The sequence below is a fragment of the Actinoplanes nipponensis genome (assembly GCF_016862275.1).
In the GTDB taxonomy this organism is placed as follows: Bacteria; Actinomycetota; Actinomycetes; order Mycobacteriales; family Micromonosporaceae; genus Actinoplanes; species Actinoplanes nipponensis.
Genome location: NZ_BOMQ01000008.1, coordinates 296,571 through 321,027 on the forward strand (window position 1 = coordinate 296,571; position 24,457 = coordinate 321,027).

At 73.6% G+C, this 24,457-nt stretch carries 19 protein-coding genes; 9 read left to right on the forward strand and 10 right to left on the reverse strand.

Translation table 11 applies throughout. The features are described 5' to 3' along the window. Positions 1–9: 9 nt before the first annotated feature. Positions 10–1,749, reverse strand: a complete 1,740-nt coding sequence (locus tag Ani05nite_RS02600) for a thiamine pyrophosphate-binding protein (RefSeq protein ID WP_203764016.1) — start codon at positions 1,747–1,749, stop codon at positions 10–12. Continuing rightward, a complete protein-coding gene (locus Ani05nite_RS02605) occupies positions 1,749–3,224 on the reverse strand; it encodes an aldehyde dehydrogenase family protein (protein ID WP_203764019.1) in 1,476 nt (491 codons plus the stop codon). The genes Ani05nite_RS02600 and Ani05nite_RS02605 overlap by 1 nt, the downstream gene beginning before the upstream one ends. 213 nt (positions 3,225–3,437) lie before the next feature. Between Ani05nite_RS02605 and Ani05nite_RS02610 the strand changes: the two genes are divergently transcribed. Both Ani05nite_RS02610 and Ani05nite_RS02615 read left to right on the forward strand, forming a co-directional pair. After that, complete coding sequence (locus Ani05nite_RS02610) at positions 3,438–4,238, forward strand: IclR family transcriptional regulator (RefSeq protein ID WP_203764022.1); 801 nt, start codon at positions 3,438–3,440, stop codon at positions 4,236–4,238. Positions 4,239–4,292: 54 nt separating this feature from the next. Beyond that, positions 4,293–5,492 (forward strand): CaiB/BaiF CoA transferase family protein, encoded by a 1,200-nt coding sequence (locus Ani05nite_RS02615; protein ID WP_203764025.1) that lies wholly within the window; start codon positions 4,293–4,295, stop codon positions 5,490–5,492. A gap of 7 nt (positions 5,493–5,499) precedes the next feature. Here the strand turns inward: Ani05nite_RS02615 and Ani05nite_RS02620 are convergent, their stop codons facing one another. Both Ani05nite_RS02620 and Ani05nite_RS02625 read right to left on the reverse strand, forming a co-directional pair. Beyond that, the gene (locus Ani05nite_RS02620) at positions 5,500–6,357 is read right to left on the reverse strand and encodes a shikimate dehydrogenase (RefSeq protein ID WP_203764028.1); all 858 of its coding nucleotides are present in this window, start codon (positions 6,355–6,357) and stop codon (positions 5,500–5,502) included. A gap of 97 nt (positions 6,358–6,454) precedes the next feature. Then, positions 6,455–7,528 carry a ThuA domain-containing protein gene (locus Ani05nite_RS02625; protein WP_203764031.1) on the reverse strand — a complete coding sequence of 358 codons (1,074 nt, stop codon included), beginning with the start codon at positions 7,526–7,528 and terminating at the stop codon, positions 6,455–6,457. A gap of 158 nt (positions 7,529–7,686) precedes the next feature. On the opposite strand from Ani05nite_RS02625, the gene Ani05nite_RS02630 reads away from it, so the two are divergent. The 5 genes from Ani05nite_RS02630 to Ani05nite_RS02650 all read left to right on the forward strand — a co-directional run bounded on the left by Ani05nite_RS02630 (position 7,687) and on the right by Ani05nite_RS02650 (position 15,348). Next, on the forward strand, positions 7,687–8,475 hold the full coding sequence (locus tag Ani05nite_RS02630; protein ID WP_203764034.1) for a citryl-CoA lyase: 789 nt from the start codon (positions 7,687–7,689) through the stop codon (positions 8,473–8,475). A gap of 5 nt (positions 8,476–8,480) precedes the next feature. After that, a complete protein-coding gene (locus Ani05nite_RS02635; protein WP_203764037.1) occupies positions 8,481–11,153 on the forward strand; it encodes a TIM barrel protein in 2,673 nt (890 codons plus the stop codon). Further along, on the forward strand, positions 11,150–13,822 hold the full coding sequence (locus Ani05nite_RS02640) for an outer membrane protein assembly factor BamB family protein (protein WP_203764046.1): 2,673 nt from the start codon (positions 11,150–11,152) through the stop codon (positions 13,820–13,822). Before Ani05nite_RS02635 ends, Ani05nite_RS02640 begins: the two co-directional genes overlap by 4 nt. A 148-nt stretch (positions 13,823–13,970) precedes the next feature. Next, a complete protein-coding gene (locus tag Ani05nite_RS02645; protein ID WP_203764049.1) occupies positions 13,971–14,477 on the forward strand; it encodes a hypothetical protein in 507 nt (168 codons plus the stop codon). 40 nt (positions 14,478–14,517) lie between these two features. After that, positions 14,518–15,348 (forward strand): hypothetical protein, encoded by an 831-nt coding sequence (locus tag Ani05nite_RS02650; RefSeq protein ID WP_203764052.1) that lies wholly within the window; start codon positions 14,518–14,520, stop codon positions 15,346–15,348. Between the two features lie 6 nt (positions 15,349–15,354). On the opposite strand, the gene Ani05nite_RS02655 is transcribed toward Ani05nite_RS02650, so the two are convergent. Both Ani05nite_RS02655 and Ani05nite_RS02660 read right to left on the reverse strand, forming a co-directional pair. Continuing rightward, complete coding sequence (locus Ani05nite_RS02655) at positions 15,355–16,098, reverse strand: SDR family NAD(P)-dependent oxidoreductase (protein ID WP_203764054.1); 744 nt, start codon at positions 16,096–16,098, stop codon at positions 15,355–15,357. A 13-nt stretch (positions 16,099–16,111) separates the two neighbouring features. After that, on the reverse strand, positions 16,112–17,599 hold the full coding sequence (locus tag Ani05nite_RS02660) for a glycosyltransferase family 39 protein (protein ID WP_239129134.1): 1,488 nt from the start codon (positions 17,597–17,599) through the stop codon (positions 16,112–16,114). Between the two features lie 104 nt (positions 17,600–17,703). Here Ani05nite_RS02660 and Ani05nite_RS02665 point away from each other — a divergent pair, with 104 nt between their 5' ends. Further along, positions 17,704–18,270, forward strand: a complete 567-nt coding sequence (locus tag Ani05nite_RS02665) for an RNA polymerase sigma factor (protein ID WP_239129137.1) — start codon at positions 17,704–17,706, stop codon at positions 18,268–18,270. Continuing rightward, a complete protein-coding gene (locus Ani05nite_RS02670; RefSeq protein WP_203764058.1) occupies positions 18,267–19,241 on the forward strand; it encodes a hypothetical protein in 975 nt (324 codons plus the stop codon). The genes Ani05nite_RS02665 and Ani05nite_RS02670 overlap by 4 nt, the downstream gene beginning before the upstream one ends. 49 nt (positions 19,242–19,290) lie before the next feature. Here Ani05nite_RS02670 and Ani05nite_RS02675 read toward each other — a convergent pair whose 3' ends face one another. From Ani05nite_RS02675 to Ani05nite_RS02690, 4 genes are all read right to left on the reverse strand, one after another. Next, positions 19,291–19,674, reverse strand: a complete 384-nt coding sequence (locus Ani05nite_RS02675; protein ID WP_203764060.1) for a Rid family detoxifying hydrolase — start codon at positions 19,672–19,674, stop codon at positions 19,291–19,293. Between the two features lie 66 nt (positions 19,675–19,740). After that, complete coding sequence (locus tag Ani05nite_RS02680) at positions 19,741–21,003, reverse strand: outer membrane protein assembly factor BamB family protein (RefSeq protein WP_203764064.1); 1,263 nt, start codon at positions 21,001–21,003, stop codon at positions 19,741–19,743. 111 nt (positions 21,004–21,114) lie between these two features. Beyond that, entirely contained in the window at positions 21,115–23,886 is a 2,772-nt protein-coding gene (locus tag Ani05nite_RS02685) for a M48 family metalloprotease (RefSeq protein WP_203764066.1), read from the reverse strand. Continuing rightward, on the reverse strand, positions 23,883–24,365 hold the full coding sequence (locus Ani05nite_RS02690; RefSeq protein ID WP_203764068.1) for a hypothetical protein: 483 nt from the start codon (positions 24,363–24,365) through the stop codon (positions 23,883–23,885). The genes Ani05nite_RS02685 and Ani05nite_RS02690 overlap by 4 nt, the downstream gene beginning before the upstream one ends. Positions 24,366–24,457 lie beyond the last annotated feature (92 nt).

Genomic DNA, 24,457 nt, shown 5'->3' on the forward strand with positions numbered 1-24,457 from the left:
AGGAGTGGGTCATTCGAAAACGCCCTGGTAGATGTCCTTGATGTTCCAGTGGCCGGGGGTGGGTACCGGCTCGTTGACCATCGGCACGTCGATGACCGCGGGCCGGCGGCGTTCCACGGCCGTCTTGAGGGCGGCACTCAGGTCGCCCGGCTCCCCGACCAGGTAGCCGTCGGCGCCGCAGGCGCGGCCCAGCGCGGCGAAGTCGGGGCTGTACGGGTTGCCGTCCGGATCGACGAAGTCGCACCCGTAGCTGCGGCCGAAGAAGGTCGACTGCAGGTCCGAGATGGTGCCGTGGGCCCGGTTGTTCATCACCAGAAAGATCACCGGGAGTCCCTGCTCGACGGCGAGCGGCACGGCCGGCAGCTGCGCGCTCATGCCGCCGTCGCCGATCAGCGCCACCACGACCCGGTCGGGGTCGGCGATCTGTACGCCCAGGGCCGCCGCCGGGCCGAAGCCCATGGTCGAGGCGCCGCCGGGGGTGATGAACCGGCCGTCCGCGGGCAGCGGGTAGCACTGGGCGACGCCGTTCTTGTTCCAGCCGACGTCGGTGACCAGCACGGCGTCGCTGGGCAGGGCGGCCCGCACGTCGGCCAGGATGCGCTCGGGGCGCAGCGGGAACTGGTCGCTGCGCCCGCGCTCGGCGCTGGCGGCGAACAGCTCGGTGCGCGCCGTACGGATCTGCTCGCGCAGCCCCGCGCGGGTCGCCGGGTCGGGCCGCAGCCGGCGCACCGCGCCGAGGATCTGCCCGACGGCGAGACCCGCGTCGGCGACCACGCCGATCTCCACCGGGTAGTTGCGTCCGATCTCGGCCGGGTCGATGTCGATCTGGATCAGCCGGCTCGGCGGGAAGCTCCACGTGTGCTGCGGGTTCCAGGAGCTGGAGTCGGTCTCGGCGAACCGGGTGCCGATGGCCAGCACCCGGTCGGCCGCGCGGGCGTACGCGTTGGTCTGGGCCAGCCCCCAGAAGCCGGTCATGCCCATCACCAGCGGGTGGTCGTCGGGCAGGGCGCCCTTGGCCATCAGCGAGTGGGCCACCGGGATGTCGAGATGCTCGGCCAGTTCGCGCAGCGCGCGCCGGCCCTCGGGTCCGCCGAGCCCGCCACCGAGGTAGATCAGCGGCCGCTCGGCCGCGACGAGCTCGGCCGCGATCCGGTCGGCGTCGGCGGGGGAGAGGTCCGGGACGGTGGCGGCCCGCGGCAGCGGGTACGCGTTCCCGGGGCCCGCCGGCGGCCGGGAGAACATGTCCATCGGCACGTTGAGCAGCACCGCCCCGGGCCGGCCGGAGGTCGCCGTCCAGAACGCCCGCTCGGTGAAGCGCGGCAGGTCCGCCACCCGGTGCACGTGCCACGCCCGCTTGACGAAGGGCCGGTAGATGGCCGTCTGGTCGGCGTCGGCGTGCAGGTTGACCTCTTGGTGCGGGTGCCGGCCGTGCAGGTGGGACGGGATGTCGCCGGAGATGGCGATCAGCGGGACCGAGTCGAGCGCGGCGGTCGCCACGCCGGTCACCGCGTTCATCATCCCGGGGCCCACGTGCAGCAGCACGACGCCGGGCTTGCCGGTGGCGCGGGCGTAACCGTCGGCCGCGTGCGCGGCGGTCTGCTCGTGGCGGGCGATGACGAAATGGATGTCGCTGCGGCCGAGCGCGTCCAGCAGCGCGATGTTGGTGTGCCCGCAGGTGCCGAAGATGTGCTCGACGCCGTAGGCGGCCAGCTGGGCGACGAGCGCGTCGGCCGCGGTCCGTTCCGTCATCAGTTCTCTCCCCAGATCGACAGGCCTCGCAGCATCAGCGTCTTGACGACCGTGTAGTCCTCGACCATGTGCCGCGGCGACTCCCGGCCGAAGCCGGAGTCCTTCACCCCGCCGAACGGGACGTGGTCGAGCCGGAAGTTGGACGAGCCGTTGACCACCAGGCCACCCACCTCCAGCTCCCGCCAGGCGGTGAGGATGCGGTTGACGTCGGCGGTGAACAGCCCGGCCTGCAGCCCGAACCGGCTGGTGTTGCACAGGGCCAGCACCGCGTCGAAGTCGTCGAAGGGCAGGACGCTGACCAGGGCGCCGAAGACCTCGTGGGTGACCACGGCGGCGTCCGCCGGCGGGTCGGCGACCACGGTGGGAGCCAGGGTGGCGCCGTCGCGGGTGCCGCCGGCGGTGATGCGCGCGCCCCGCTCGGCGGCCTCGGTGGCCCAGCTCAGCACCCGCTGCGCCGCCTGGTCGTCGACCATCGACCCGACGTCGGTGTCCGGGTCGAGCGGATCGCCGACCCGCAGCTTGCCGACCTCGGCCGTCAGCAGGTCGACGAAGGCGCCGAAGCAGCGGCGGTCCACATAGACCCGCTGCACCGAGATGCAGCTCTGCCCGGAGTTGCTGTAACCGGTGCGGGCGCAGACGGCCGCGGCGGCGGCCAGATCGGCGTCGTCGCACACGATCGTCGCGGCGTTGCCGCCGAGCTCGAGGACGAGCCGCTTGGCGCCGGCCGCCCGGGCCACCGCGGCGCCGGTCTCCGCGCTGCCGGTGAAGCTGATCACGGCCACCTCCGGCGCGGCGCACAGGGCGGCGCCGATCGCGCCACCGCCGTGCAGCAGCTGCACCGCCTCGACCGGCGCCCCGGCCTCGAGCAGCAGGGCGACGACGCCGGCCGACACCGCGGGCGCCTGCGGCGGGGCCTTGACGATGGTGCTGTTGCCGGCCGCGAACGACGCGCCCAGCTTGTGCGCGAGCAGGTTGGCCGGGGCGTTGAACGGCGTGATGGCCAGGGCGACGCCGGCCGGCGCGCGGTAGGTCAGGGCGGTGTGGCCGACGCCGCGCGCCCAGCCGGCGACCGGCAGCAGCTCGCCGCCGATCTGGCGGGCCTCGGCCGCGCAGACCGCGAACGTGTCGGCGACGCGGTCGATCTCGTTGCGGCCGTCCGTGACCGGCTTGCCTAGCTCGAGCGCGATCAGCCGGGCGAGCCGGTCGCGGTGCCCGGTGGCGAGGCCCGAGGCCCGCTCCAGGATGTCGGCGCGGGTGGCCGGGGCCATGCGCGCCACGGTGCGGGCGCCGGCCTTCGCGTACTGCGCGGCCACGCGGGCGTCGTCCTTCCCGGCCGTCCGGGCCCGGCTGACGACCGAGCGGGTGAAGGGGCCGACACGCTCGGCCGACGGACCGTCGTCGCGCCATCGGCCGGCCAGCAGCGAGGGGGCGTACGCCACCGCTCCGGGTGCCTCACCGAGGATCGTGTCCACCATCAAACCCTCCCTTGGTCCGTTGTACGGACCACAATGCCATGTCTGGACCGCTCTGTGGACCCGGGTGTAACGTACGGTTGGCCGCCGGTCGAAGGCAAGGGGCGGCATCGAAAAGTTACGAGCCGATGACGCCATGACCCGGGACGGCACAATCTGGGGTGTCCACGCCACCACCGGCCGCCTGCCGCGGCCGACGAAAGGGAGTGAGTCACGGTGCCATCCGCGACCGGCCGCAAATCCGCCAGCGCCGACGAGACGTCCGACGGCCAGGGCGTCCGCAGCATCCAGCGCGCCCTCGACATCCTGTCGCTGCTGAGCGACGACCGACCGCTGATCGCGATCCGCGACATCGTCGCCGCCACCGGGCTGGCCAAGACCACGGTCATCCGGATCGTTCAGACCCTCGAGCAGAGCGGTCTGCTGTGGGCGACCAACGCCGGCTACATGGCCGGTCCCGGCCTGTGGCGGTGGGCGCACCTGGCCCGGCGCAGCTGGGAGCTCCCGCCGGAGACCCAGCGGCTGATGCGCGAGCTCGCGGCGAGCGAGCGGGAGACGGTCAACATGTACGTGGCCCGCGACGTCGTGCGGGTCTGCATCGCCCAGCAGGAGAGCCCGCAACCACTGCGGCACGTCGTGCACGTCGGCGACGAGCTGCCGCTGTGGGCCGGCGCCTCGGCCAAGGTGCTGCTGCGCAACGCGTCCCCCGCGCTGCTCGATCGCGTCGCCGCGTCCTCGCCCTACGGCGCGGGACACGTACGGCGCATGCGGGAGTGGATCGACGAGGCCACCCACCAGGGGTACGCGGTGAGTCACGGCGAACGCGACGCGGGGCTGTCCGCGGTCGCCGTGCCGATCCTGGGCCGGTCCGGCACGGTGGTGGCGGCGCTGACGCTGAGCGGCCCGACCGTGCGGTTCACCGACGATCGGGTCGCCGCCTTCGCCCAGGCGTTGCTGGCCGCGGCGACACAGATGAACGAGCGCGGCTTCGACCACCCGCTCGGCTCGTCGTTCTAGACCCCGGCCGGGCCGCGCCCGGTCCGGCCGGGAGCATCGGAAGGAGAATCGCGCATGCACGACCGGCCGCTTCACGGTGTCCGCGTCCTCGACCTCACCAACGTTCTCGCCGGGCCGTACTGCACGTACCACCTCATGCTGCTCGGCGCGGAAGTGATCAAGATCGAGCTGCCCGGCCGCGGCGATCTCGCCCGCCGGCTCGGGCCGGACCCCGAGCTCAACCGGGCGGGACTGGGCACGTCGTTCCTGGCCCAGAACGCCGGCAAGAAGTCGATCGAGCTGGATCTCAAGGACGAGGCCGGCCGCGCCACCTTCGCCGAGCTCGTGACCCACGCCGACGTGCTCGTCGAGAACTTCCGGGCCGGCGTGCTGGCCCGGATCGGCTTCTCGTGGGAGCGGCTGCGCACGCTCAACCCCGGGCTCGTCTACTGCGCCATCAGCGGCTTCGGCCAGACCGGGCCGATGAGCCAGGCTCCGGCGTACGACCAGATCATCCAGGGCCTGTCCGGGATGATGAGCGTGACCGGTACGCCCGACACCGCGCCGCTGCGGGTCGGCTTCCCGGTGGCCGACACCGTGGGCGGCCTCAGCGCCGCCCTGGCCGTCACCGCCGCTCTCGCCGGCCGGCAGCAGGACGGGCGGGGCTGCTTCCTCGACGTGTCCATGCTGGAGGCCTCGTTGTCCGCGATGGGCTGGGCGGTCTCGAACTACCTGGTCAGCGGCGTCGAGCCGCAGCCGATGGGGGACCAGAACGCCACCGCCGCGCCCTCCGGCACGTTCGACACCGCGGACGGCCCGCTCAACATCGCGGCCAACCGGCAGGAACAGTTCGAGACGCTGTGCCGCCTGGTCGGCCGGCCCGATCTGATCGACCACCCCCGGTTCGCCGACCGGGAGGCCCGCAAGCTGCACCGCGACGAGCTCAACAAGCATCTCAACGACGCCCTGCGCCGCCGGCCCGCGCTGGAGTGGGAGCAGCTGCTCTCCGCGGCCGGCGTCCCGGCCGCCCGCATCCTGACCGTCGCCCAGGCCGTCGCCGTCGACCAGGTGGTGGGCCGCGGGTTCGTCACCGAGCTGCCGTTGCCCGCCGGCACGCCGGCGGCCGTGCGGGACCGGACCGGCACGCTGCGGGTCAGCGGCGCCGGCGTGCTGGTCGACGGCGAGCCGTTGACGCCGCCGGCTCCGCCGCCCGGGCTCGGGGAACACAACGCCGACCTGCCCGAGCTGGTGCGGCGCTGGCGCGGCGCCCGGTAACGACGCGCTAGGCATTGCCGCCACCGGTCAACGCGAGGAAGTCCGCGAACATCCGCTCCGCGTCCGGCTCATGGCCGGTGAAGAGGCGGAACGACGCGGCGGCCTGGTGCACGACCATGCCGCCGCCGTCGGCCACCCGGCAGCCGCGGACGCGGGCGGCGCGGATGAGCGCGGTGTCGAGCGGACGGTAGATCACGTCCGCGACCCAGAGGTCCGGTCGCAGGTGCTCGGCGGCGATCGGGCTGCCGTGATGGCCCTCCATCCCGATCGGGGTGGCGTTGACGAGTCCGGCCGCGTCGGCCAGCCGGCCGGGGACGGCCTCGGGCGTCACCGGCACGACGGTCACGGCGGCGTGTCGGCTCAGCGCGGCGGCGAGCCGCTGGGCGCGGCCGAGGTCGACGTCGGCCACGGTGATCCTCCGGCATCCCGCCTCGGCCAGGGCGGCCGCCACGGCGAGGCCGGCGCCGCCCGCACCCAGCAGCACGACGTGGTGCAGATCGACGCCGGGCAGCGCGCGGGCCAGGCCGGTGGCGAAGCCGTACCGATCGGTGTTGTGCCCGGTCGCCCGGTCGCCGTCGAAGACCACGGTGTTGACCGCGCCGATCTCGGCCGCCTCCGGCGCGAGCACGTCGAGGTGGGGCAGGACCGCCTGTTTGGCGGGGTGGGTGATGTTGAGCCCGCGGAATCGCAGCTGCCGCGCGGCGAGCAGCAGCTCGCCCACGTCGCCGTTGCGCAGTTCGACCAGTTGGTAGAGGTAGCGCAGACCCTGCCGGTCGGCCTCGCGTTCGTGCAGGGCCGGGCTGAGGGACGTGGCGATGCCGGAGCCGATCAGGCCCACCAGGTAGCGCTCCTGCTCCTCGGCCATGCCGCCGCCTCCGCACTCTTTGTACGAACCAGTACGTTAGTTAGCGGGACCGAAACACGTCAATGCCTGGTCCTCCGCGCCGGCCCGGCTGCGGTGCTCAGCCGCAGAACGGAAGCTTGCCCATGGCGGACAGGATCCCGGTGACGATGTGCTCCTTGAAGAATGCCTGCCCGACGTAACCCGAGCCGTCGGTCCAGGCGGCCGAGTCGTGGCCCAGGGCGGTGACCCAGGAACGGCCGCCGTCGTAGTACTGGCACCACGAGATCGGGTGGAACCGGCCATGGCCGGGGTGCGTGCCGGCCCGGGTGGCCAGGGTGGACTCGTCGACGGCGAGGAGGAACTTCACCCGGGTGGGAAAGGGCATCCAGTTGTACCACTCGTCCTTGAACTCCCAGCGGGCCGGCAGCCCGGCGGTGGAGGAGTCCCTGGTGAGGGTGACGATGATGCCGTTCTGGTGGGCGCCGTGGTCGTAGTACTGGGTGCCGCCGCACAAGCCTTCGTAATAGGGCCAGTTGTACTCGGTGCCGCCGATGGCATTGTGAATCCCCACGAACCCGCCGCCGGCCCGCAGGTACTGCCGCAGCGCGGTCCGGGCCGCGTCCAGGTGCGCGCCGGTGGTCGTGTCGACCGCGGCGGCCGGTTGCACCGCCGTGCCGTGCTTCCACAGCGTGTCGCGGCTGGTGCTGCCGAAGACCACGGCCTTGTAGGTGCTGCCGATGCCGGGCATCCGGGTGACGTCCTCGGTCCAGTCGACCTGCACGCCGACCTCGCCCATCCACTTGACGACCGCGTTCTGCAGGACGTGGGCGTCGGTCAGCGCGGGGTTCAGCCCGGCCGGCAGCGCCGGTCCGAGGTGCGCGTGCCGCGGACCGGCGGTCCGCGTGTACAGCAGGATCCGGTCCTGCCGGTTGCTGACCCACGGGTGGTACGACGCGGGTACCTGCCCCCGGACGACGTTGTAGTACGGGTCGAGGTAGTCCCACTGCCCGCGCGGGACGGTGGTGGTGATCGGCTGTTTCACCGTCGGCTCGGCGCCGCCGGCATGCCGCGCGCCGGCCTCGTCGGGGGTCGCGCCGGCGGCGGTCTGGCCGGGCAGGGCGGTGGTGGCGGCGGTAGCCGCGGCCGTGGCGGCCGCACCGCGCAGGACCAAGCGCCGAGGAATTCTTGCCATGACCGGCCACCCTTCTCGCGGTCCACGTAGCGGACCGTCGGTTCCGCTGTGAGGTTGGGATCACTGTAGAGACGGGGCTCCTCCGCGCGCAAGCAGAGAACCGATCCGCAGAGCGGACCTACTGGACCGCGAAGCGGACCACGGTTTATGGTCGCGCTATGAACGTTTCGCCGGTCGCCGACTGGTGGGGCACCGCGGTGTCCCGCATCGAACCCGATGTCGTGGAACTCCGCGGCACGCCCGTCGAGGACCTCATCGGCGCCATCGGCTTCGGCTCGATGATCTGGCTTATGCTGCGCGGTGAACGCCCGGACGAGCGGCAGGCCGCTCTGCTCGAGGCCGCTCTGGTCGCCGGTGTCGACCACGGGCCGCACGCGCCGTCGATCGCGATCGCCCGCATGGCCGTCACCTGTGGAGTCGGCCTCAACAACGCGATGGCCAGCGCCATCAACACGCTCGGCGACTCGCACGGCGGCGCCGGCCAGGACTGCGTGGTCCTGCTCGACGAAGTCGTCACCCGCTCCGCCGGCAGCGCGGGCCCCGGGCCGGCCGCCGCCGACGTCGTTGCCGCCTGGCGGACCCGCGGCATCCGATATTTTCCCGGTTTCGGCCACCGCTTCCACACCCGCGATCCCCGGCGCGACCCCCTGCTCCGGCTCGTCGCGGCGGCGGCCACCGACCATGTCGTTCCCGGCGACCACCTGCGCGCCGCGCTGGCCGTCGAAGAGGTCCTCAACCGCGGCCGCAGCAGGCCCGTGCCGATGAACATCGACGGCGCGACCGCGGTGATCTACGCCGAGCTGGGCTTCCCCGCGCCCCTGGCGCGAGGACTGTTCGTGCTGAGCCGCAGCGTCGGGATCCTCGCCCACGCGTGGGAGGAGATCGGCCAGGGACGCCGCAACAAGGGACCGATCCCTCCGTCCGTCCGCCCCACCTACCTCGGCTGACCGCGATGCCCGCCCAGCTGACCATCGCCACCGCGTGTCTGTCCGGAACCCTCGAGGACAAGCTGGCCGCCGCCGCGGCCGCCCGGTTCCACGGCGTCGAGCTCGCCGGCCGCGATCTCGTCGCGTCGTCGTGGTCGCCCCGGCGCATCGGTGAGGAATGCGCACGGCGGGGCCTCGGCGTCGAGGCGTACCAGGCGCTGACCGACATCGAGGCGGTGCCGCCCGGCACGTTCGCCGACAACCTGCGCCGCGCGAGCCGCACCTTCGACGTCCTGGAGCAGATCGGCGTGCGTACCGTCGTCGTCGGCTCCACGATGTCGGGCGAAGCGGTGGACGACGACGACCTCGCGGCCGAGCAGCTGCACACCCTCGCCGATCTCGCCGCCGGGCGCGGCCTGCGCATCGCCTACGAGGCCCTCGCCTGGGGCCGCTTCGTCAGCACCGCCGCACACGCGTGGCGCATCGTCCGCCGCGCCGGGCACCCCGCGCTGGGCCTCTGCCTCGACAGCTTCCACGTCCTGTCCCGCACCGACAGCACCGGACTGCGGGTGATACCCGGTGACAAGATCTTCCACGTCCAGCTGGCCGACGCGGCCCGTACGGTCATGGACACGGCCGAGCGCAGCAGCCATCACCGCCTGTTCCCCGGCCTCGGCTCGTACGACCTGACCGGCTTCCTGGGCAGCGTGCTGAGCACCGGCTACGACGGACCGCTGACCCTCGAGGTCTCCGACGACGTGTACCGGCAGGCGGACCCCCGGCACGCCGCCATCAACGGCATGCGGTCGATGCTCGCTCTGCAGGAGTCGGCGCCCTCGGCCGGGATGCGGGATCTGCCACCGGCGCCCGGCCTGGGCCGGATCGTCTTCACCGAGCTGGCGGTCGACGCGGTCTCCGGACCCACGATCGCCGACGGCCTGCGGGCGCTCGGTTTCGCCCCCACCGGGCGCCACCGCTCGAAACCCGTGCAGCTGTGGCAGCAGGGCGGGGCGCGGGTGCTGCTCAACTACGCCGCTCAGCGCACCGTCGCGCCGGGCACGGCAACGGTGTGCGCGCTGGCGGTCGAGAGCACCGACCCGGTCGCGGCCACCCGGCGGGCGGAGCGGCTGCTCGCCCCGGTCCTTCCCCGCCTGCGCCGGCCGGGGGAGGCCGACCTGCCCTCCATCGCCGCACCCGACGGCACCTCGATCTTCCTGGTGCGCAACGACGGCTGGCTGGGTGACTTCGAGCCGGGCGAGCCGGCCGCGGAAGGCCCGGCCACGGTCACCGGCACCGACCACGTCACGCTCACCGACACGATCGACGACTTCGACGAGGCCGCCCTCTTCTACCGCGCGGTGCTCGGACTGAACGTCGGGGCGACCTCGGAGATCGCGGCGCCGTTCGGACCGATCCGCAGCCGGGCGGTCATCGATCCCGCCCACCGGATGAGGATCACGCTCAACACCGCGCCGATGCGCCGCGGCGACTGGGCCCCGCCCGTACCGAATCCGCAGCACATCGCGTTCGCCACCGACGACGCGATCGCCGCCGCCCGCGGCATGCGTGCCGCCGGCGCCCCGCTGCTGCCGATCCCGGACAACTACTACGCCGACCTGGACGCGCGGTTCGCCCTGCCGGCGGATCTGCTCGCCACGCTGCGCGAGAACTCCATCCTGTACGACCGCGACGAGTCCGGGGCGTACCTGCACTTCTACACGACGATGCTGAGCTCCCGCACCTTCTTCGCGGTCGTGCAGCGCCTCGGCGCGTACGACGGATACGGCGGTCCGGTCAGCGCGCCGGTACGCATGGCCGCCCACCGCGAACAGCGGCTGCTGTCGTTGCGGCACAGCACCGCCACCACCACCCAGCCGGACTTCTCCCTGGCCCACCTCACCGCCCTGAGCCTGTCGCCGCCCGAACTCGTCGACGCCGCCGCCGACGCCGGCTACCGGTACGTGGGCCTGCGGCTGACCCGGGTGACCCCGCAGGAGCCGCACTACCCGCTGGCCACCGACCCCGCCCTGATGAGAACCACCAAGGTACGGCTGGCCGCCACCGGCATCGAGGTTCTCGACATCGAGCTCGCCCGGATCGGCCCCGACGACAACCCCCGCGACTTCGAACGGTTCCTGCAGGCCGGCGCGGAACTGGGCGCCCGGCACGTCATCACCCAGCTGCCCGACCCCGACCACGCGCGCAAGACCGACCGCTTCGCCCAGCTCTGCGAGCTGGCCCGGCCGCTGGGGCTCACCGTGGACCTGGAATTCCCGTCCTGGACCGAGACGCCCGACCTGAAGGCGGCGGTCCGCGTGCTGCGCGGCGCCGGCCAGCCCAACGCCGGCATCCTGGTCGACCTGCTGCACTTCGCCCGATCCGGCTCCAGCATCGCCGATCTGCGTCAGCTACCGGCGGAATGGTTCCACTTCGCGCACGTCTGCGACGCCCCACCGGCGGTTCCGACCACCAACGAGGACCTCATCCACACCGCACGGTTCGAGCGCCTGTTCCCCGGCGAGGGCGGCATCGACGTCCACGGCATCCTCGCCGCCCTGCCGCCCGGCCTGCCCTATGCGCTCGAGATCCCCCGGGCCACGCTGATCGCCCAGGTCGGCGGCAAGGAACACGCCCGGCTGGCCATCACCGCGGCCCGCGCCCATCTGGCCCGCAACCCCCAAGCGGAAGGCAACCGATGAAGAGACGCATCCTCGCCCCGACCCTGCTCGCCCTCGCGGTCGCCACCGGCCCGCCGGCTGTCCTGGCGCTGCCGTCCACGGCGGCGGCGCGCCCGCCGGTGTCCGGGACGGCGCCCACCGGGGCGGACATGCCCAACGTCGGCGGCAACCTCGGCAACCAGCACTACTCCGGACTCACCGGGATCACCCGGCGCGACCTCGACCGGCTCGGCCCCGCCTGGCGCACGCACGTCTCGGCTGTCGCACCGGCCAGCGACGACGTCGGCCAGCAGACCACACCCGTCGTCGCCGACGGGGTCATCTACCTCGACACACCCGGCGGCCAGGTGATCGCCGTCGACGGCGCCACCGGCTGGCCGAAATGGAAATGGGCGCCGCAGGGCTTCGCGACCGCGGACACCCGGCGCGGCGTCTCCATCGGAGACGGCAAGGTCTTCACGCTGGCCGGCGGCGACCGCATCGTCGCCCTCGACAAGGACACCGGCCGGCAGCTCTGGGCCGTGCAACCGTCCGCCCAGGCCGGCGTCGACCTGGGCAGCATCGACCGGGTCGCCACCGTCTACCACGACGGCGTGGTCTACGCCCACGCGGCCAACGGCGACCGCGCCGCGGTGGTCGCCGTACGCGCCGCCGACGGCAGCCATCTGTGGCACTTCTTCGGCGGCCCCGAACGCGGCATGATCTTCACCGACGTCAACGGCAGGTCGGTCGACGCCGGCGGCACCTGGGGCCCCACCCTGCCCGACGGCACCCAGTGCAACCTCGCGGGCGGCGCGACACCGTGGATGCACGGCGCCGCCGACCCCCGGCTGGGCACCTACTACATGGCCTTCGGCAACCCGCGCAGCTGCCGGACCTCCCAGGACGGCTCGCAGCGCCCGGGCGACAACCTGTTCTCCGACACCATCGTCGCGGTCGACCTGAAGACCGGCCGGTACAAGTGGCACTACCAGTCGATCCGGCACGACATCTGGGACATGGACAACGTGCACCCGCCCACGCTGGCCGACATCACGGTCGGCGGCCGGCCGCGCAAGGTGCTGTTCTACGGCAGCAAGTCCGGCCACCAGTTCGTGCTCGACCGCACCAACGGCCGGCCCGTGCTGCCCGTCGCCGACCGGCCGATGATCCAGGACTCGCGGCAGAACAACGCGGCGACCCAGCCGTTTCCCGCCAAGCGCCTGCTGCCCGAGTGCGTGGTCTGGCAGAAACTCGACCCGCGCACCGTCCCCGGCGATCCGTGGCGCGCCGTGCCCAACTACAACGGCTACCAGCCGGACGCGGAGGGCAACCTGGTCTTCGATCCCGACAGCTACGTCAAGGCCGACGCGCCCTTCCTGACCTATCCGGCGGGCTACCCGGCGGACCACCGCCGGGGATGCCTGTACGACCCGCAGTGGGACCTGCCGATCCTGTCCACCACCAGCCCCAACGGCGGCGGCGACTGGTCGAACGACTCGTACAGCCACAGCACCAACATGGTCTACTACCCGTACGGCGTGAACCCGGCGGCGCACTGGAACGGCGCCGCCACCAACGGGCAACGCGCGATCGGCCAGTACCAGACCGGCGGCATCCTCGCCTACGACGCCTCCACCGGCGACGTGAAGTGGCGCAACCACCTGGGCACCGACATGGCCCACGGCCAGGGCCCGCTGACGACCGCCAGCGACCTGCTGTTCGTCGGCCAGATCGACGGCCGCTTCCTGGCGATGGACGCCCGCACCGGCAAGGTCCTGTGGCAGTTCCAGACCGGCTCGGGCATCTCCGGCGCACCGATCACCTACACCGTCCGCGGCGAGCAGTACGTCGCCGTCCTGGCCGCCGGGGCCACCAATCCGTACGGCGCCTCGGTGACCCAGGGCGACTCGCTGTGGGCGTTCAAGCTCGGCGGCACCTACACGACCGAGTCCGGCAGCCAGGAGGGCCCCGACCCGGCGCCGCTGACCATCCGCCGCCCCGTCCAGGGCGCAGCGGTCGAGGGGGCAACCGTCGACAACACCGTGTACCTGGCCCGCCCGGACCGCACGACCGACACCGCCCCGGCGGCGGACAGCACTTCACAGCGCGGCATGGCCCCCACTCACCTGCGGGTCCCGGTCGGCACCACCGTGACGTTCGTGAACCCGGGCGCCGAGACGTTCCCGAACTTCCCGAACCGGCTGCCGCACTGCGCGACCCAGTACTTCGAGGGCCTCTTCAACCCGCGCCTGCGGCCCGGGGAACGCTTCGCGTTCACCTTCGGCCGAGCCGGCGAGTACTTCTTCAACGACTGCACCGACCCCCGGCCGGCCGGCAAGATCGAGGTGTACGCGACACCGCGGGACCTGCCGGGCGCCCTGCGGTTCGTACCCTCGACGATCGACCTCCGCTCGCCGACCGGGGTCTTCACCGGGGTCCACGGCGCCGTCGCGGCCACGATGCGCGTACCGGCCGGCTACCGGCTCGACGGCGCCGTCACGCTGATGACGCCGCTGTCCCGGTCGCCCGTCAAGGCCACCCATGCGAGGCTCGTCGGCCGCACGCTGTTCGTCACATTCGACCGGGCCGACCTCGACAACAACGTCCCGCGGGGCGACGCCGTGTCGCTGACCCTGACGGCCGACTTCGTCCGTGACGGGGCGCAGCAGGCGTTCACGTCGACGGCCACGGTGAAGGTCGTCAAGTAGCACACCGGCGCCGGGCCGGGCGAGCCACCTCGCCCGGCCCGCAGCCGCGGAAGCCGGCGAGGACCTTGGTGCTTGACCAGGGGACCTTCGGCACTGCTTCGGGCCCGCGCGCGCCACCTAGCGTGGTCACTGGCCGTAGGGGGTCGTCATGCGCGGATTCCTCGTCTGGGGAGCGTTCACCGTTGCGTTGGCCGCGTTCTGTTTCCGGAGGCCCCAGCCCGCGAGGATCTTCATCGGTCTGTTCTTCGGCGCGATGGGCCTGGGGATCCACGGTGCGTTGATCGCGACGAACCCCCGCAGCTACGTCGACTTCGCCGCCCACGCGCCGTGGGGGATCTATCGCGATATCGGAACGTCGTTGACCGAACCGAACCCGCTGGCGTTCGGCGTCTTCATGCTCGCCTTCGAGACCATCACCGCTGCGCTCATCCTCAGCCGCGGTCGACTCGTCAAGGGGGGCCTGCTCGCCGCCATCGTGTTCCTGGTCGGGATCACCCCGCTGGGGCTGGAGGAGATTCCGAACCTGGTCCTGGCGGCCGGCCTGGCCTACCTCCTCACCCAGGAATTTCCCACCGACGCCTGGACCATGCGACGCCGGCGCCGACAGTCCACGTCGCCCCGGCGCGGACATGCCGTGGGGGCGAAGGCGCGATGAGGCGCGGACTACCGGCGAGAGGGACGTGATCGTGATGTCGATGACAGTGGCCGACGACGTTCGGCGGTCCACCGAGGGTGTGAGCCGCCGTACCCAGCGCCTCTGCGTCGTGGTCGCCGCCCTGGTGCTGGTCGCGGCCGTTCCCACGTTCTTCGTGACGGGGATCCTCAACGGGACGCCGGTGATGAACGGCTCCGCGCGCGGCACCGCGCTCACCATGTTCGCCCTGGCGCTGCCGGTGCTCGCGGTCGGGCTGGTCACCTCGGCCCGGGGCTCGGTGCGGGGCCGGGCCGCCCTGATCGGCGCGCTCGGCTACCTCACCTACAACGCCACCCTGCTGGTGTACGCCACCCCGTTCAACGAGTTGTTCCTGGCCTATGTCGCTCTGCTCGGGCTGTCGCTGTGGTCACTGGTCAGCGCGCTGCTCGATCCCCGGCCGCCCCTGGCGCCGGACAGCCGGCTGCCCGCGCGCGGCCTGGCCGCGTTCATCCTGACCGTGGCCGCGCTCAACGCGCTGGCCTGGCTGCGGTTGATCGTGCCCGACCTGGGTGAGGATCCGCCCGGCTTCCTGGCCGGGACCGGCCTGACCACCAACCCGATCCACGTCCAGGACCTGGCGGTGTGGCTGCCCGCCCTGGCGATCGTGGCCGTGCTGCTCTGGCGGCGCCGGCCGTCTGGCGTCTTCCTCGCCGGAGCCGGGCTGGTCTTCTGGGAGATCGAGGCGGTCGGCGTCGCGGTCGACCAGTGGTTCGGTCACCGCGCCGATCCCGCCTCCGACGTCGCGACGCCGGCCGGCTCCGTGATGTTCGTTCTGCTCGCCGCGGCGACCCTCGTGCCGCTGATCCTGTGGCTGCGCTCGATCCGGCGGTGAGCGTGCTCAGGCCCGCCGTTCGTCCAGCAGATTGCCGCCGTCGACCACCAGCACCTGACCGGTGACGTAGCTGGCCCTGGGCGAGGCGAGAAAGGCGACCACGGCCGCCACCTCGTCCGGCCGGCCGGGGCGTCCCACCGGCGCGGCGGCGCCGGCCCGGAGTTCCTCGGGGGTGCTCGATGCGGTGGCGATCCAGCCGGGCGCCACGCTGTTCACGGTCACGCCGTGCGGGGCGGACTCCAGCGCCCACGTACGGGTCAGCCCGTCCATGCCGGCCTTCGCGGCCGCGTACGCCGACTGTCCCGGCACGGTCACCAGGGGACCGGTGACCGACGAGATGTTGACGACCCGGCCGTACCCGCGGGCGATCATGCCGGGCAGCACCAGCCTGGTCACGTTGAAGCAGGTGGTCAACGTGATGGCCAGTTGCCGGTCGAACTCGTCCGGATCGAGGTCGCCCAGTGCGGCGGCGCGGTCCTCGTGCCCGGTCTGCGCCATCCCGGCGTTGTTGACCAGCACGCCGATCTCGCCGACCGCCGCGGTGGCCTGCTCGACCAGCCGTCGTACCTGATCGCGGTCGCGCAGGTCGGCGACCAGGCCGGCGGCCGCGCCGAGGTCGCGGGCCCGCTCGTGCACGCGGTCGGTGGTCGCGGTGACCACCACCCGGAAGCCGTCGGCCACCAGGGCGGCGGCGATCGCCGAGCCGATGCCGTCGGGGCTGCCGGCCCCCGTGACCAGAGCGCCGATCATCGGTCGTGGGGCCTCACGAGTAGTGCAGGAAGCGTGGCCAGAGATCCGCCCACGTTCCCTCCGGCCCGCGGCACACCGTCACCGGCAGGCCCTGCTCCTCGTTCGGGACAGCGACGCCGTTGTCCAGCTCGCGCGCCACCGCGCAGGAGGCGAAGTCCCCGGCGAGCCGTTGCGGGAAGTATCCCACCGCGATGATGGTCGACGTGCCCTCGGCCGGTCCGCCGCGGAACCACAGCTCGTTCTGTCCACTGTGGATGGGCGGGAGGTCGTGCCGGCCGCCCAGCAGTTCCAGCGCGCCCGCCTCGCCGTAGTTCGCGGTGATGATGGCGGTCCGTGCGCGCTCGGCCGCGGGCAGCGTGTCCACCACACCGGCGACCTGGCCGACGTACACCGGCCACCCGACCTGGTCGCTGGTGGCCTGGCTGATGTCGCCGATCGGCGTCCGGCCCAGCGTGCCGACGGGCAGCAGCGGGAGCGCCACCACGGCCGAGATCGCGAGATTCAGCGCGAAGGCGCCCGCGAAGGCCCATCGACGCCGGCGCCGGGCGGTCAGCCACCGCACGGCCGGCTCGGCGCCCGCCGCGAACAGGGCCAGCACCAGGCCCAGGTCGTAGTACGGCTGCCCGCCGGTGACCAGGATCAGCACGCACACCGCCGGGTACGCGACCGCCAGGGCCCGTACCGTGCGCAGCGCCGGATCCCGCAGCAGCCGCACCAGCCCGGCCACCCAGACCGGCACCAGGAAGAACCCGAGGAGGGCGAGTTGCAGGGGCAGGAACAGCGTCCGCGAGTCGGCGCCCTTGTCCTGCTCGATCGCCCGGGCCATGGTCAGCTGGGGCCAGTCGTGCGCGATCTGGTAGACGAGGTTGGGCAGGCCGACGAGCGCGGCGAGGGCGACGCCGGACCACAGCCACCGGGACCACAGCACGCGGCGCGGTCCCACGATCGCGAGTCCCGCACCGATGGCGATCAGGGTGAGCGTCACCAGGTGCTTGTTGTAGAGCGCCAGCCCGGTCAGGGCGCCGGCCCCGAGCCACCAGCGGGGATCGGCGCGCAGCGCCTTGACGACGCAGAGCAGGACGGCCGCGGTCATCGGCAGGTCGAGCGTCGCGGTGAGCAGCACATGGCCGAAGGTCAGCGGGAACGCGCCGCCGGCGCCGGCGGCCGCGAGCAGTTGCGCGCCGCGGCCGCCGCCGAACTCCCGGGCGAGCATCGCGGTCAGGACCACGGTGACGGCGAGGGCCAGCGCGCCGGGCAGGCGCAACGCCCACAGGTGATCACCGGCGATCTCCGCGGTGGCGCGGGCGAGCAGCGGCGTGGCCGGTGGCTGGTCGACGTAGCCCCACGCGGGGTGGTCGCCGAGCAGGCGGAAGTAGAGTTCGTCGCGGTGATAGCCGTAGCCGTTCGACGTGGCGGCGAGCAGCACGGCGACGGCGGCGGCCACCGCGGCGACCGGCGCCCAGGCCATGGGTGGCCGGGCGGGGGAGCGCTCGCTGATCACGTGCGCACCCTAGCCGACGCCGGGCGCCCGGGTCCCCAACCGGCCGCAGCCGTTCGGCCGAACACTCTTCCCGGCTCCGGCGAAGTAAGGGTGTGATGCACCCTGTGGAACAACCGGGCACCACGGGCTTGGACGCCGGCGCTCACCTCATCGAGCGGGACTTCACGGCGATCTTCGACCGGCACTACCGCACCATCTACGCGTACGTGGCCCGCCGGCTCGGCCCCGACCTGGCCGAGGACGTGGCGTCGGAGACGTTCCTGACCGCGTTCGATCGCCGGCACACCTTCGATCCGGCCCGCGGCGACCCGCGGCCCTGGCTGTTCGGGATCGCCTCGAACCTGGTGGCCCGGCACGTCCGGGCCGAGTTGCGGCGCTATCGGGCGCTCGCCCGGGCCGGCGGGCGGGACGCCGGCGCGGCCGACAGCCACGCCGACGCGGTCGCCGGACGGCTCGACGCGGCGGCCGTGCGGGGCCGGCTCGCCGAGGCCCTGCGGCGGCTGCCGGAACCGGTACGGGCCGTCCTGCTGCTGGTCGCCTGGGCCGGGCTCACCCAGCAGGAGGCCGCCGAGGCGCTCGGCATACCCGCGGGCACGGCCCGGTCCCGGCTGCACCGGGCACGACAGGACATGCGGCAGGCGCTGGGCGCCGAGATCGAGGTGGACGAATGATGGACGAGATCAGCATTCTGCGGGAGACCTTCGGCCCGGACCCGGAGCCGTCCGCGGCGGCCGAGCAGCGGGCCCGGACCGCCCTGCGGGGCCGGATGGCGCCCCGGGCCCGAGCCTCGTGGCGGCTGCGGGTCCCGATCGCCGCCGGTGTCGCGGTGGCGGCGACGGTCGTCGCGGCGGTGGCGATCGGCAACGCCGGCGGCGGGACCCGGGTGACGCCGCCGGTCCCGCCGCAGCGGCCGAACCACACCCAGGCTGCCGGCCTGCCGTACCTGCGCCCGGTCGACGCGGCCCAGGTGCTGGAGAACGCGGCGTGGACGGTCGAGCAGGAGACGTGGACCGATCCGGCCCCGACCCAGTTCATGTACGTCGAGACCCAGGAGATGCGCAACCCGCCGGCGTACGAGCAGAAGGCGCCGAACGGCGCGCTGCTGCCCGGCCGGGCCCGGTACCGCAAGGTCCAGACGTGGAACCGGATCGACGGCCAGGTGCAGGCGTCGATGCGCGACGGCCGGCTGGACGTGCGGCGGCAGGGCCAGGACGGCGCGTATTTCGCCTTCGTCCCCTGGTCGCAGATCGTCAAGCTGACCACGCCGGAGGCGATCGCCGCCTACGTCGAGCATCCCGAGGGCGGGGTGATGGCGGCGCCCGACGCGCTGGCCGGCCAGTACGTGCTGCCGCCCGAGGTCAAGGCGGCCGTCTTCCGCTACCTCGCCCGGCAGCCGGGCATGAAGGTCAACCCGGACGCGGTCAACCTCGACGGGCACCCGGCGATCGGGCTGGGCCGGGTGGTGGAGGGTTACCTGTCGCAGGAGCTGCTCTTCGACCGGCAGACGTACACGCTGATCGGCGATCGACTGATCGCGGTCGACGACGAGCGCGGGACCGGCGACGGGCGCAAGGGCGACCTGTACCGGCAGGTGATCTATCGCAGGATGGCCATCGTGGACCGCCCGGGCCAGACCGGGTAGGCCCCGGCGCCCGGCCGCGCCGGCGGCCGGGCGCACCGTCGCCGGCCGGTCAGGCCTCGACCTGCGCGATCGCCTCGATGGAGATGAGGATGCCGCGCGGCAGCACCGCGTTGGCCGGCGCCGAGCGGGCGGGCGCCGGGTCCGGCACGTGCCGGGCGTAGACCTCGTTGATCAGCGGGAAGTCCTCGACGTTCGTGTAGAAGATCGTCGTCTTGACCAGCGCGGCCATCGAGGAGCCGGCGGCGGCGAGGATCGCGGCGAGGTTGCGCAGGGCCTGCTCGGTCTGGGCCTCGATGCCCTCGGCGAGGACGCCGGTGGCCGGGTCGATGCCCGGCGTCCCGGAACAGAAGACGAACCCGCCCGCGACGATCGCCTGACTGTACGGCCCGATGGCCGCCGGAGCCGCCTCGGTGGATACCGCGGTTCTCGCCATGACTGGTCCCTCTCCACGATGAGCGTCAGCCGCGACACTAGGCCCACGCCGCCACGTGCGCGCGGCTCAGCCGACGTCGGTGACGGTCAGCCGGCCGTCCTTCGTGCCGCAGACCAGGGTGTCCGCGACGGCCGTGCAGCCCTGCGGGCCGACGGCCCCGATGATGCCGCGCAGTTGCCACCCGCCGGTCGCCAGGTCGATCCGGCCGGCCGCGACGCGGCGTCCGTCCGGGGCGGCCGGGCGCAGATAGTACGCCGGCACGGCGCGGACGGCGTCCCGCACGGCGGTGCCCGCGCCCAGCGACGCCACGACGGTGCCCGTGGTGGGGTCGATCAGCGCACTGCTGCCGGTGTCGCCGCTGTCGGCCAGCACCCTGTTCTGCCCGGTGACCGGTACGGCGTTGACGAGACCCGCCGCACGCCAGCGAACGGTGCCGGTGCCCGGATCAAGCCCGACGGTCGTGGTGCCGTCGGCGAAGCACAGCACGACGCCGCACGCGCGAGCCGCCGGCCCGGTCACGATCTCGTCCGTCGCCGACTGCCCGTACCGCCAGCGCTGCCGCAGCGTGTCGAGGTCGTACGCGGTCACCACCGCCCGGTCCGCCTCCAGCCGGTTGACGAACAACCGGCCGGACTCGGCCACGAGGCCGTTGCGGACGGGTACGCCGCTGCCGTTGTCCACGCGGCCCTGCGACAGCACAGCACCGTCGCTCAGGCGCAACACCCGGAGCCGGCCGTCCGGGGTGGCGGCCACGATCCGCTGCCGTTCCGGACCGACGACCGCCCAGGACTCGTCCCCCTCGATCGCCCGCGACCAGATCCGCCCGCCGTCGGCCATCCGGACCAGCACCAGCGTCCGGTCCGGCTGCGCGAGCAGAGCGGTCCCGGGCGTCGCGAACACGATGTCGCCGGGCAGCCGCCACATCTCCGCCCCCGTACGCGGATCGAGCGCGGCCGTCCCCTCGAGCAGAATCGGAACCAGCACCGCACCGGGCACCCGGGCCGTCATCCGGCCGCGCGGCCGGGGCAGCCCTCGCGACCAGCGGACCGCCCCGCTGCCCAGCTCGTACGCCGTGACCTGGGAGCCCGCGTTGATGGACTGGACGAACACCGCGTCGCGGGCCACGTCGACGAGGCTGGTCAGGCTGAGGGCGACGCTCCACCGGGGCCGGACCACGGCCGACCCGGAGACGGCCGAGCCGGTGAGCGTGGCAGCGCAGAGGGCGGCCACGGCGGCGGCCGCCCAGCGCCGGACGACGTCGTGCTCACGACGGCGTCGTGCGGGCGCCGTCGCGGCGGAGCCGGGGTCGCCCAGCTCGATGATGGTCATGACGACCTCATCTAACACCCGGCCCCGACGGACCGGTACCCCGTCGACCGCACGGCCGGGGCAGGCGGGGTGCCGTCACCGAGACGGGGTCACGTCCCGGCGCCGCCCGGATCAGCCGCCCAGGTTATGGATCACCTCGGCCAGCACCCGCGCCGCCGTGGCATCCAGTGCGGCCAACCGGCGTTCGGGCGGCTCACCGATGAAGGGCAGGATGGTCCCGACGCTCACCACCTGGTGGCCGACCACCACGATCACCGCGTGCACGGTGGTGACCGCGGACAGCCCACGCGCTCCCTTGTCGGTACGGACGAGGCCGTAGGCGAACGCGGGATACCCGGTCGACCCCGGCTCCCGGACGGACAGCCGCATGTGGCTGCGGCCGTCGGACGACTCCGGGTTCGGCTCGGTGTACGAGCCGCACGCGTCGATCTCCTGTCGCAGCGGGGCGAACACCGCCTCCGGCCTGGGCGTCTGCCGGTACGACTCCACCGTCACGACGATGTGCGCGCCGGTCGGTGGCTGGCTTTCCGGCGTCGCGGAGAAGCCCCTGGCGGCTTCCACGTCCGGCTCGGCGGTCGGCGGAGTCACCAGTGCGGCGGCGCACGCCGACTTGTCGTCGCCGCCGCCGGTCAGGGAAGGGTTGGTGGTCCAACCGGGCAGCACGGCGCCGGCGGCGTCGACCGCGTGCCGGGCCTGCGCCGGCGTCAGGACGCCACTCAAGGCTGTCGGTGTCGGCGGGGCGGTGCTCGCGGTGGTGGACGGTGCCGGCTGCGCCTTCGCGGCGAGGCTGCGCGCGTCCGCCACCCCGCCGGTGAGGATCTCGCCCGCGCCGAACATCACGGCGGCGCACACCAGTCCGGTGACGGCTGCGGCGAGCGGGGTGCTCCATCGTCCGGGCCTGCGCCGTACGGGCCGGGCCGCGAGCAGCGCGACCGGCGCCACCACCGCGCTCATCAACAGCAGCAGGCGCAGCGGCACGGTCACGTACTGGCCGAGCAGCCACGGTTGATAGTCGTCGTCCCAGCCGGTGGCGACGGTCCGGGCGGCGAACTGGGCGACCGCCGCGGCGAGGGTGACCGCCGCGGCCGCGGTCATCGCCCCGGCCAGTCGCAGGGTGGTGGTGCGGCCGGCCGGCGCGCGGGTCAGCAGCACGGTCAGCGCGACGACGCCCGCCAGGGCCGACACCCACCACCGGTGCCAGAGCAGCGGCAAGTCGGCGACCGGATCGCCGTCCGGCGACTGGCGCACCAGGGTGATCAGCACGCCGGCCGCGGCCGCGGTGACCACCACGGCGACGAGCAGGCTGAACACCGGTCGCGGCGCCGGCCGGGGGTGCGGCGCGGACCGGGCGGCGACCACCGCGAGGGCGGCGACCGCCACGAACGCCACCGCCGGCTCGGCGTCCCACAGAGCGGCGCCGTAGAACATCGCCAGCCGCAGGAAGGTGGGCGGCAGCATGCCGCTGGACCACTCGATGACCACCTGTACGGCCGCGGGCATCGTCACCGCGGCCACGCCCATGCCGGCCACCGTCGCCGCGAGCAGCTGCCCGCGTCGGTCCGGTTGCACGCCGTACGCCAGGGCGACCAGCAGAACGGCTGTCCCGCCGAGGGCCAGCACCAGCAGCGGTCCGGTGATCCAGTTCATGCTCAGCGCGCGGCCGCCCGGGCTGACCGGCAGCCCCGGTCCCGGCAGGAAGAACCCGGCCGCCCCGCCCAGGGCGACGCCGAGCACCGGCGGCCACCACGGCGCCCGCGGGTCGGCGGCGTACCGGCGGGCCCAGACCGGGATCAGCAGCACGGCGACGAGCCCGCCCGCGACCGCGAACAGCGGTCGCGATGACGGCCCGGCCCAGCCGACCCAGTGCAGGAACACCTGGTAGACCGGTTGTACGGCGATGATCGACACGAGGGCGGTGACCGCCGACGGAAGGAAGCCGCCGTCGGTGCCGGCGGTCCCGGTGCTCAGCGCCCGGATCCGGGTCGCGGTGTCCGGGTGTACGGCGAGCAGCGAGCGCAGGCGTCCGGCGGGCCGCTGCCCGGCACGCAGCAGCTGGGCGAACGCGCCGGGCTGCGCCGGGGGTACGGCGGCGGCCTGATCGGCGACGAGCTCGCGCAGCCGCAGCATGTGGGCCCGCAGCGCCAACAACAGTCCACCGAGAACCGCGGCGACGAGCAGCCCGGCGCCGTACCCGGGAGCGGTGGCCCGGCGCGGGTCGAGAAGGGGCGCCGCGCACACCGCGGGCAGCAGGACGCCGGTCCACCCCGACCACCACGCGCCGGCGGCGAGCCACACGTCCCGGGACCGGACGTGCGCCAGTTCGTGCCGGACCACAGCGTCCAGCACGTCCGGACCCGCGCAGGCGACCGCCGCCGGTATCACCACCACCGGCCGCCCCGCGCCGGCCGTGGTGAAGGGCTGGGTGAAGCGTGCGCCGGGCCGCAGGATGTGAATCTGCGGCCGCCGTGTGCCGCTTGCCCCCTGTTCCCAGCACAGGTCGGCGAAACGGGCGGTGGCGGCGTCCGCCGCCGGTCCGCTCGCCCGGCCCGCCGCGCGAAGCAGGCGGCGCATCCGAGCGGCGCCCGCGACGGCCAGCAGGGCGGTGAGCGCGAACGCGGTGAGAGCACCGGCGAGCATGATCAGTGCCCAGGGCTGGGTGATCGGCCGCAGGCAGGCCCCGAGCTCCCGACGGGTCGCCTCCGTCCCGGCCAGGTCCGGGGCCGGCCACAGGGTGCCCGCGTCGGCCATGCACGCGTCGAAACGGGTGTGCGCCCCGATGGCGTACGACATCGAGGCGATCCATCCGGCGTTCAGCCCGATGGCCCCCAGCAGCAGGAAGAGCAGACCGTACATCCGGCCGAGGTCGGCCGTCGGCCGCCTCACCGGTGCGCCGGGCCCTCGATGGCGCCGTGTACGGCATCGGCGAGCAGGTCGGCCTGCTCGGCGGAGAGCCCCAGGGTCTGACCGTGCCGGCGGCACGCCTCGCGCAACCGGTCAGCCTCCCCGGCGGTCAGGGCGAACCGGTGCTGCGCCGCGGGCCCGCGGTCCGCCCGGGTCCTGCGCCGCCAGCGGGGGCGCCGCTGCCAAGCGTCGGTGGCGACCGTGCCGAGCACCTCGGTGGCCGCGCCGGTGAGCACCGCCAGCACCGTCTCGGTGACCAGCGCGATGTCGACTCCCAGGCCGACGGTGCCGGCCGCCGCGCGACGGTCACGCCGGCGAGGCAGGTCGTGCCGCTCCCAGGCGGTCAGCGTGTCGTCCAGGAGCTCGAGCTCCTGCGGCGCCAGGCGCTCCACAGCGGATCGGGTGGCCACGGCCAGCGAGAACGTCGACAGGGGAGCGGGCACACTCTCCGAGGTTTCCATACCGCAGAGTGTGACGGGTGCGCGCTCGCCCCGGCAACGCGGTCGCCCCACCATCGGGGTACCGGCTTCGTGCCAGGAGAATTGCTCGTCCC

Coding starts and splice junctions, on each gene's coding strand:
- Ani05nite_RS02655 (WP_203764054.1), bottom strand. CDS start 16,098: ATGATCGGCGCTCTGGTCACGGGGGCCGGCAGCCCCGACGGCATCGGC.
- Ani05nite_RS02650 (WP_203764052.1), top strand. CDS start 14,518: ATGACAGTGGCCGACGACGTTCGGCGGTCCACCGAGGGTGTGAGCCGC.
- Ani05nite_RS02620 (WP_203764028.1), bottom strand. CDS start 6,357: ATGGCCGAGGAGCAGGAGCGCTACCTGGTGGGCCTGATCGGCTCCGGC.
- Ani05nite_RS02645 (WP_203764049.1), top strand. CDS start 13,971: ATGCGCGGATTCCTCGTCTGGGGAGCGTTCACCGTTGCGTTGGCCGCG.
- Ani05nite_RS02630 (WP_203764034.1), top strand. CDS start 7,687: ATGAACGTTTCGCCGGTCGCCGACTGGTGGGGCACCGCGGTGTCCCGC.
- Ani05nite_RS02615 (WP_203764025.1), top strand. CDS start 4,293: ATGCACGACCGGCCGCTTCACGGTGTCCGCGTCCTCGACCTCACCAAC.
- Ani05nite_RS02640 (WP_203764046.1), top strand. CDS start 11,150: ATGAAGAGACGCATCCTCGCCCCGACCCTGCTCGCCCTCGCGGTCGCC.
- Ani05nite_RS02605 (WP_203764019.1), bottom strand. CDS start 3,224: ATGGTGGACACGATCCTCGGTGAGGCACCCGGAGCGGTGGCGTACGCC.
- Ani05nite_RS02625 (WP_203764031.1), bottom strand. CDS start 7,528: ATGGCAAGAATTCCTCGGCGCTTGGTCCTGCGCGGTGCGGCCGCCACG.
- Ani05nite_RS02635 (WP_203764037.1), top strand. CDS start 8,481: ATGCCCGCCCAGCTGACCATCGCCACCGCGTGTCTGTCCGGAACCCTC.
- Ani05nite_RS02675 (WP_203764060.1), bottom strand. CDS start 19,674: ATGGCGAGAACCGCGGTATCCACCGAGGCGGCTCCGGCGGCCATCGGG.
- Ani05nite_RS02690 (WP_203764068.1), bottom strand. CDS start 24,365: ATGGAAACCTCGGAGAGTGTGCCCGCTCCCCTGTCGACGTTCTCGCTG.
- Ani05nite_RS02600 (WP_203764016.1), bottom strand. CDS start 1,749: ATGACGGAACGGACCGCGGCCGACGCGCTCGTCGCCCAGCTGGCCGCC.
- Ani05nite_RS02670 (WP_203764058.1), top strand. CDS start 18,267: ATGATGGACGAGATCAGCATTCTGCGGGAGACCTTCGGCCCGGACCCG.
- Ani05nite_RS02680 (WP_203764064.1), bottom strand. CDS start 21,003: ATGACCATCATCGAGCTGGGCGACCCCGGCTCCGCCGCGACGGCGCCC.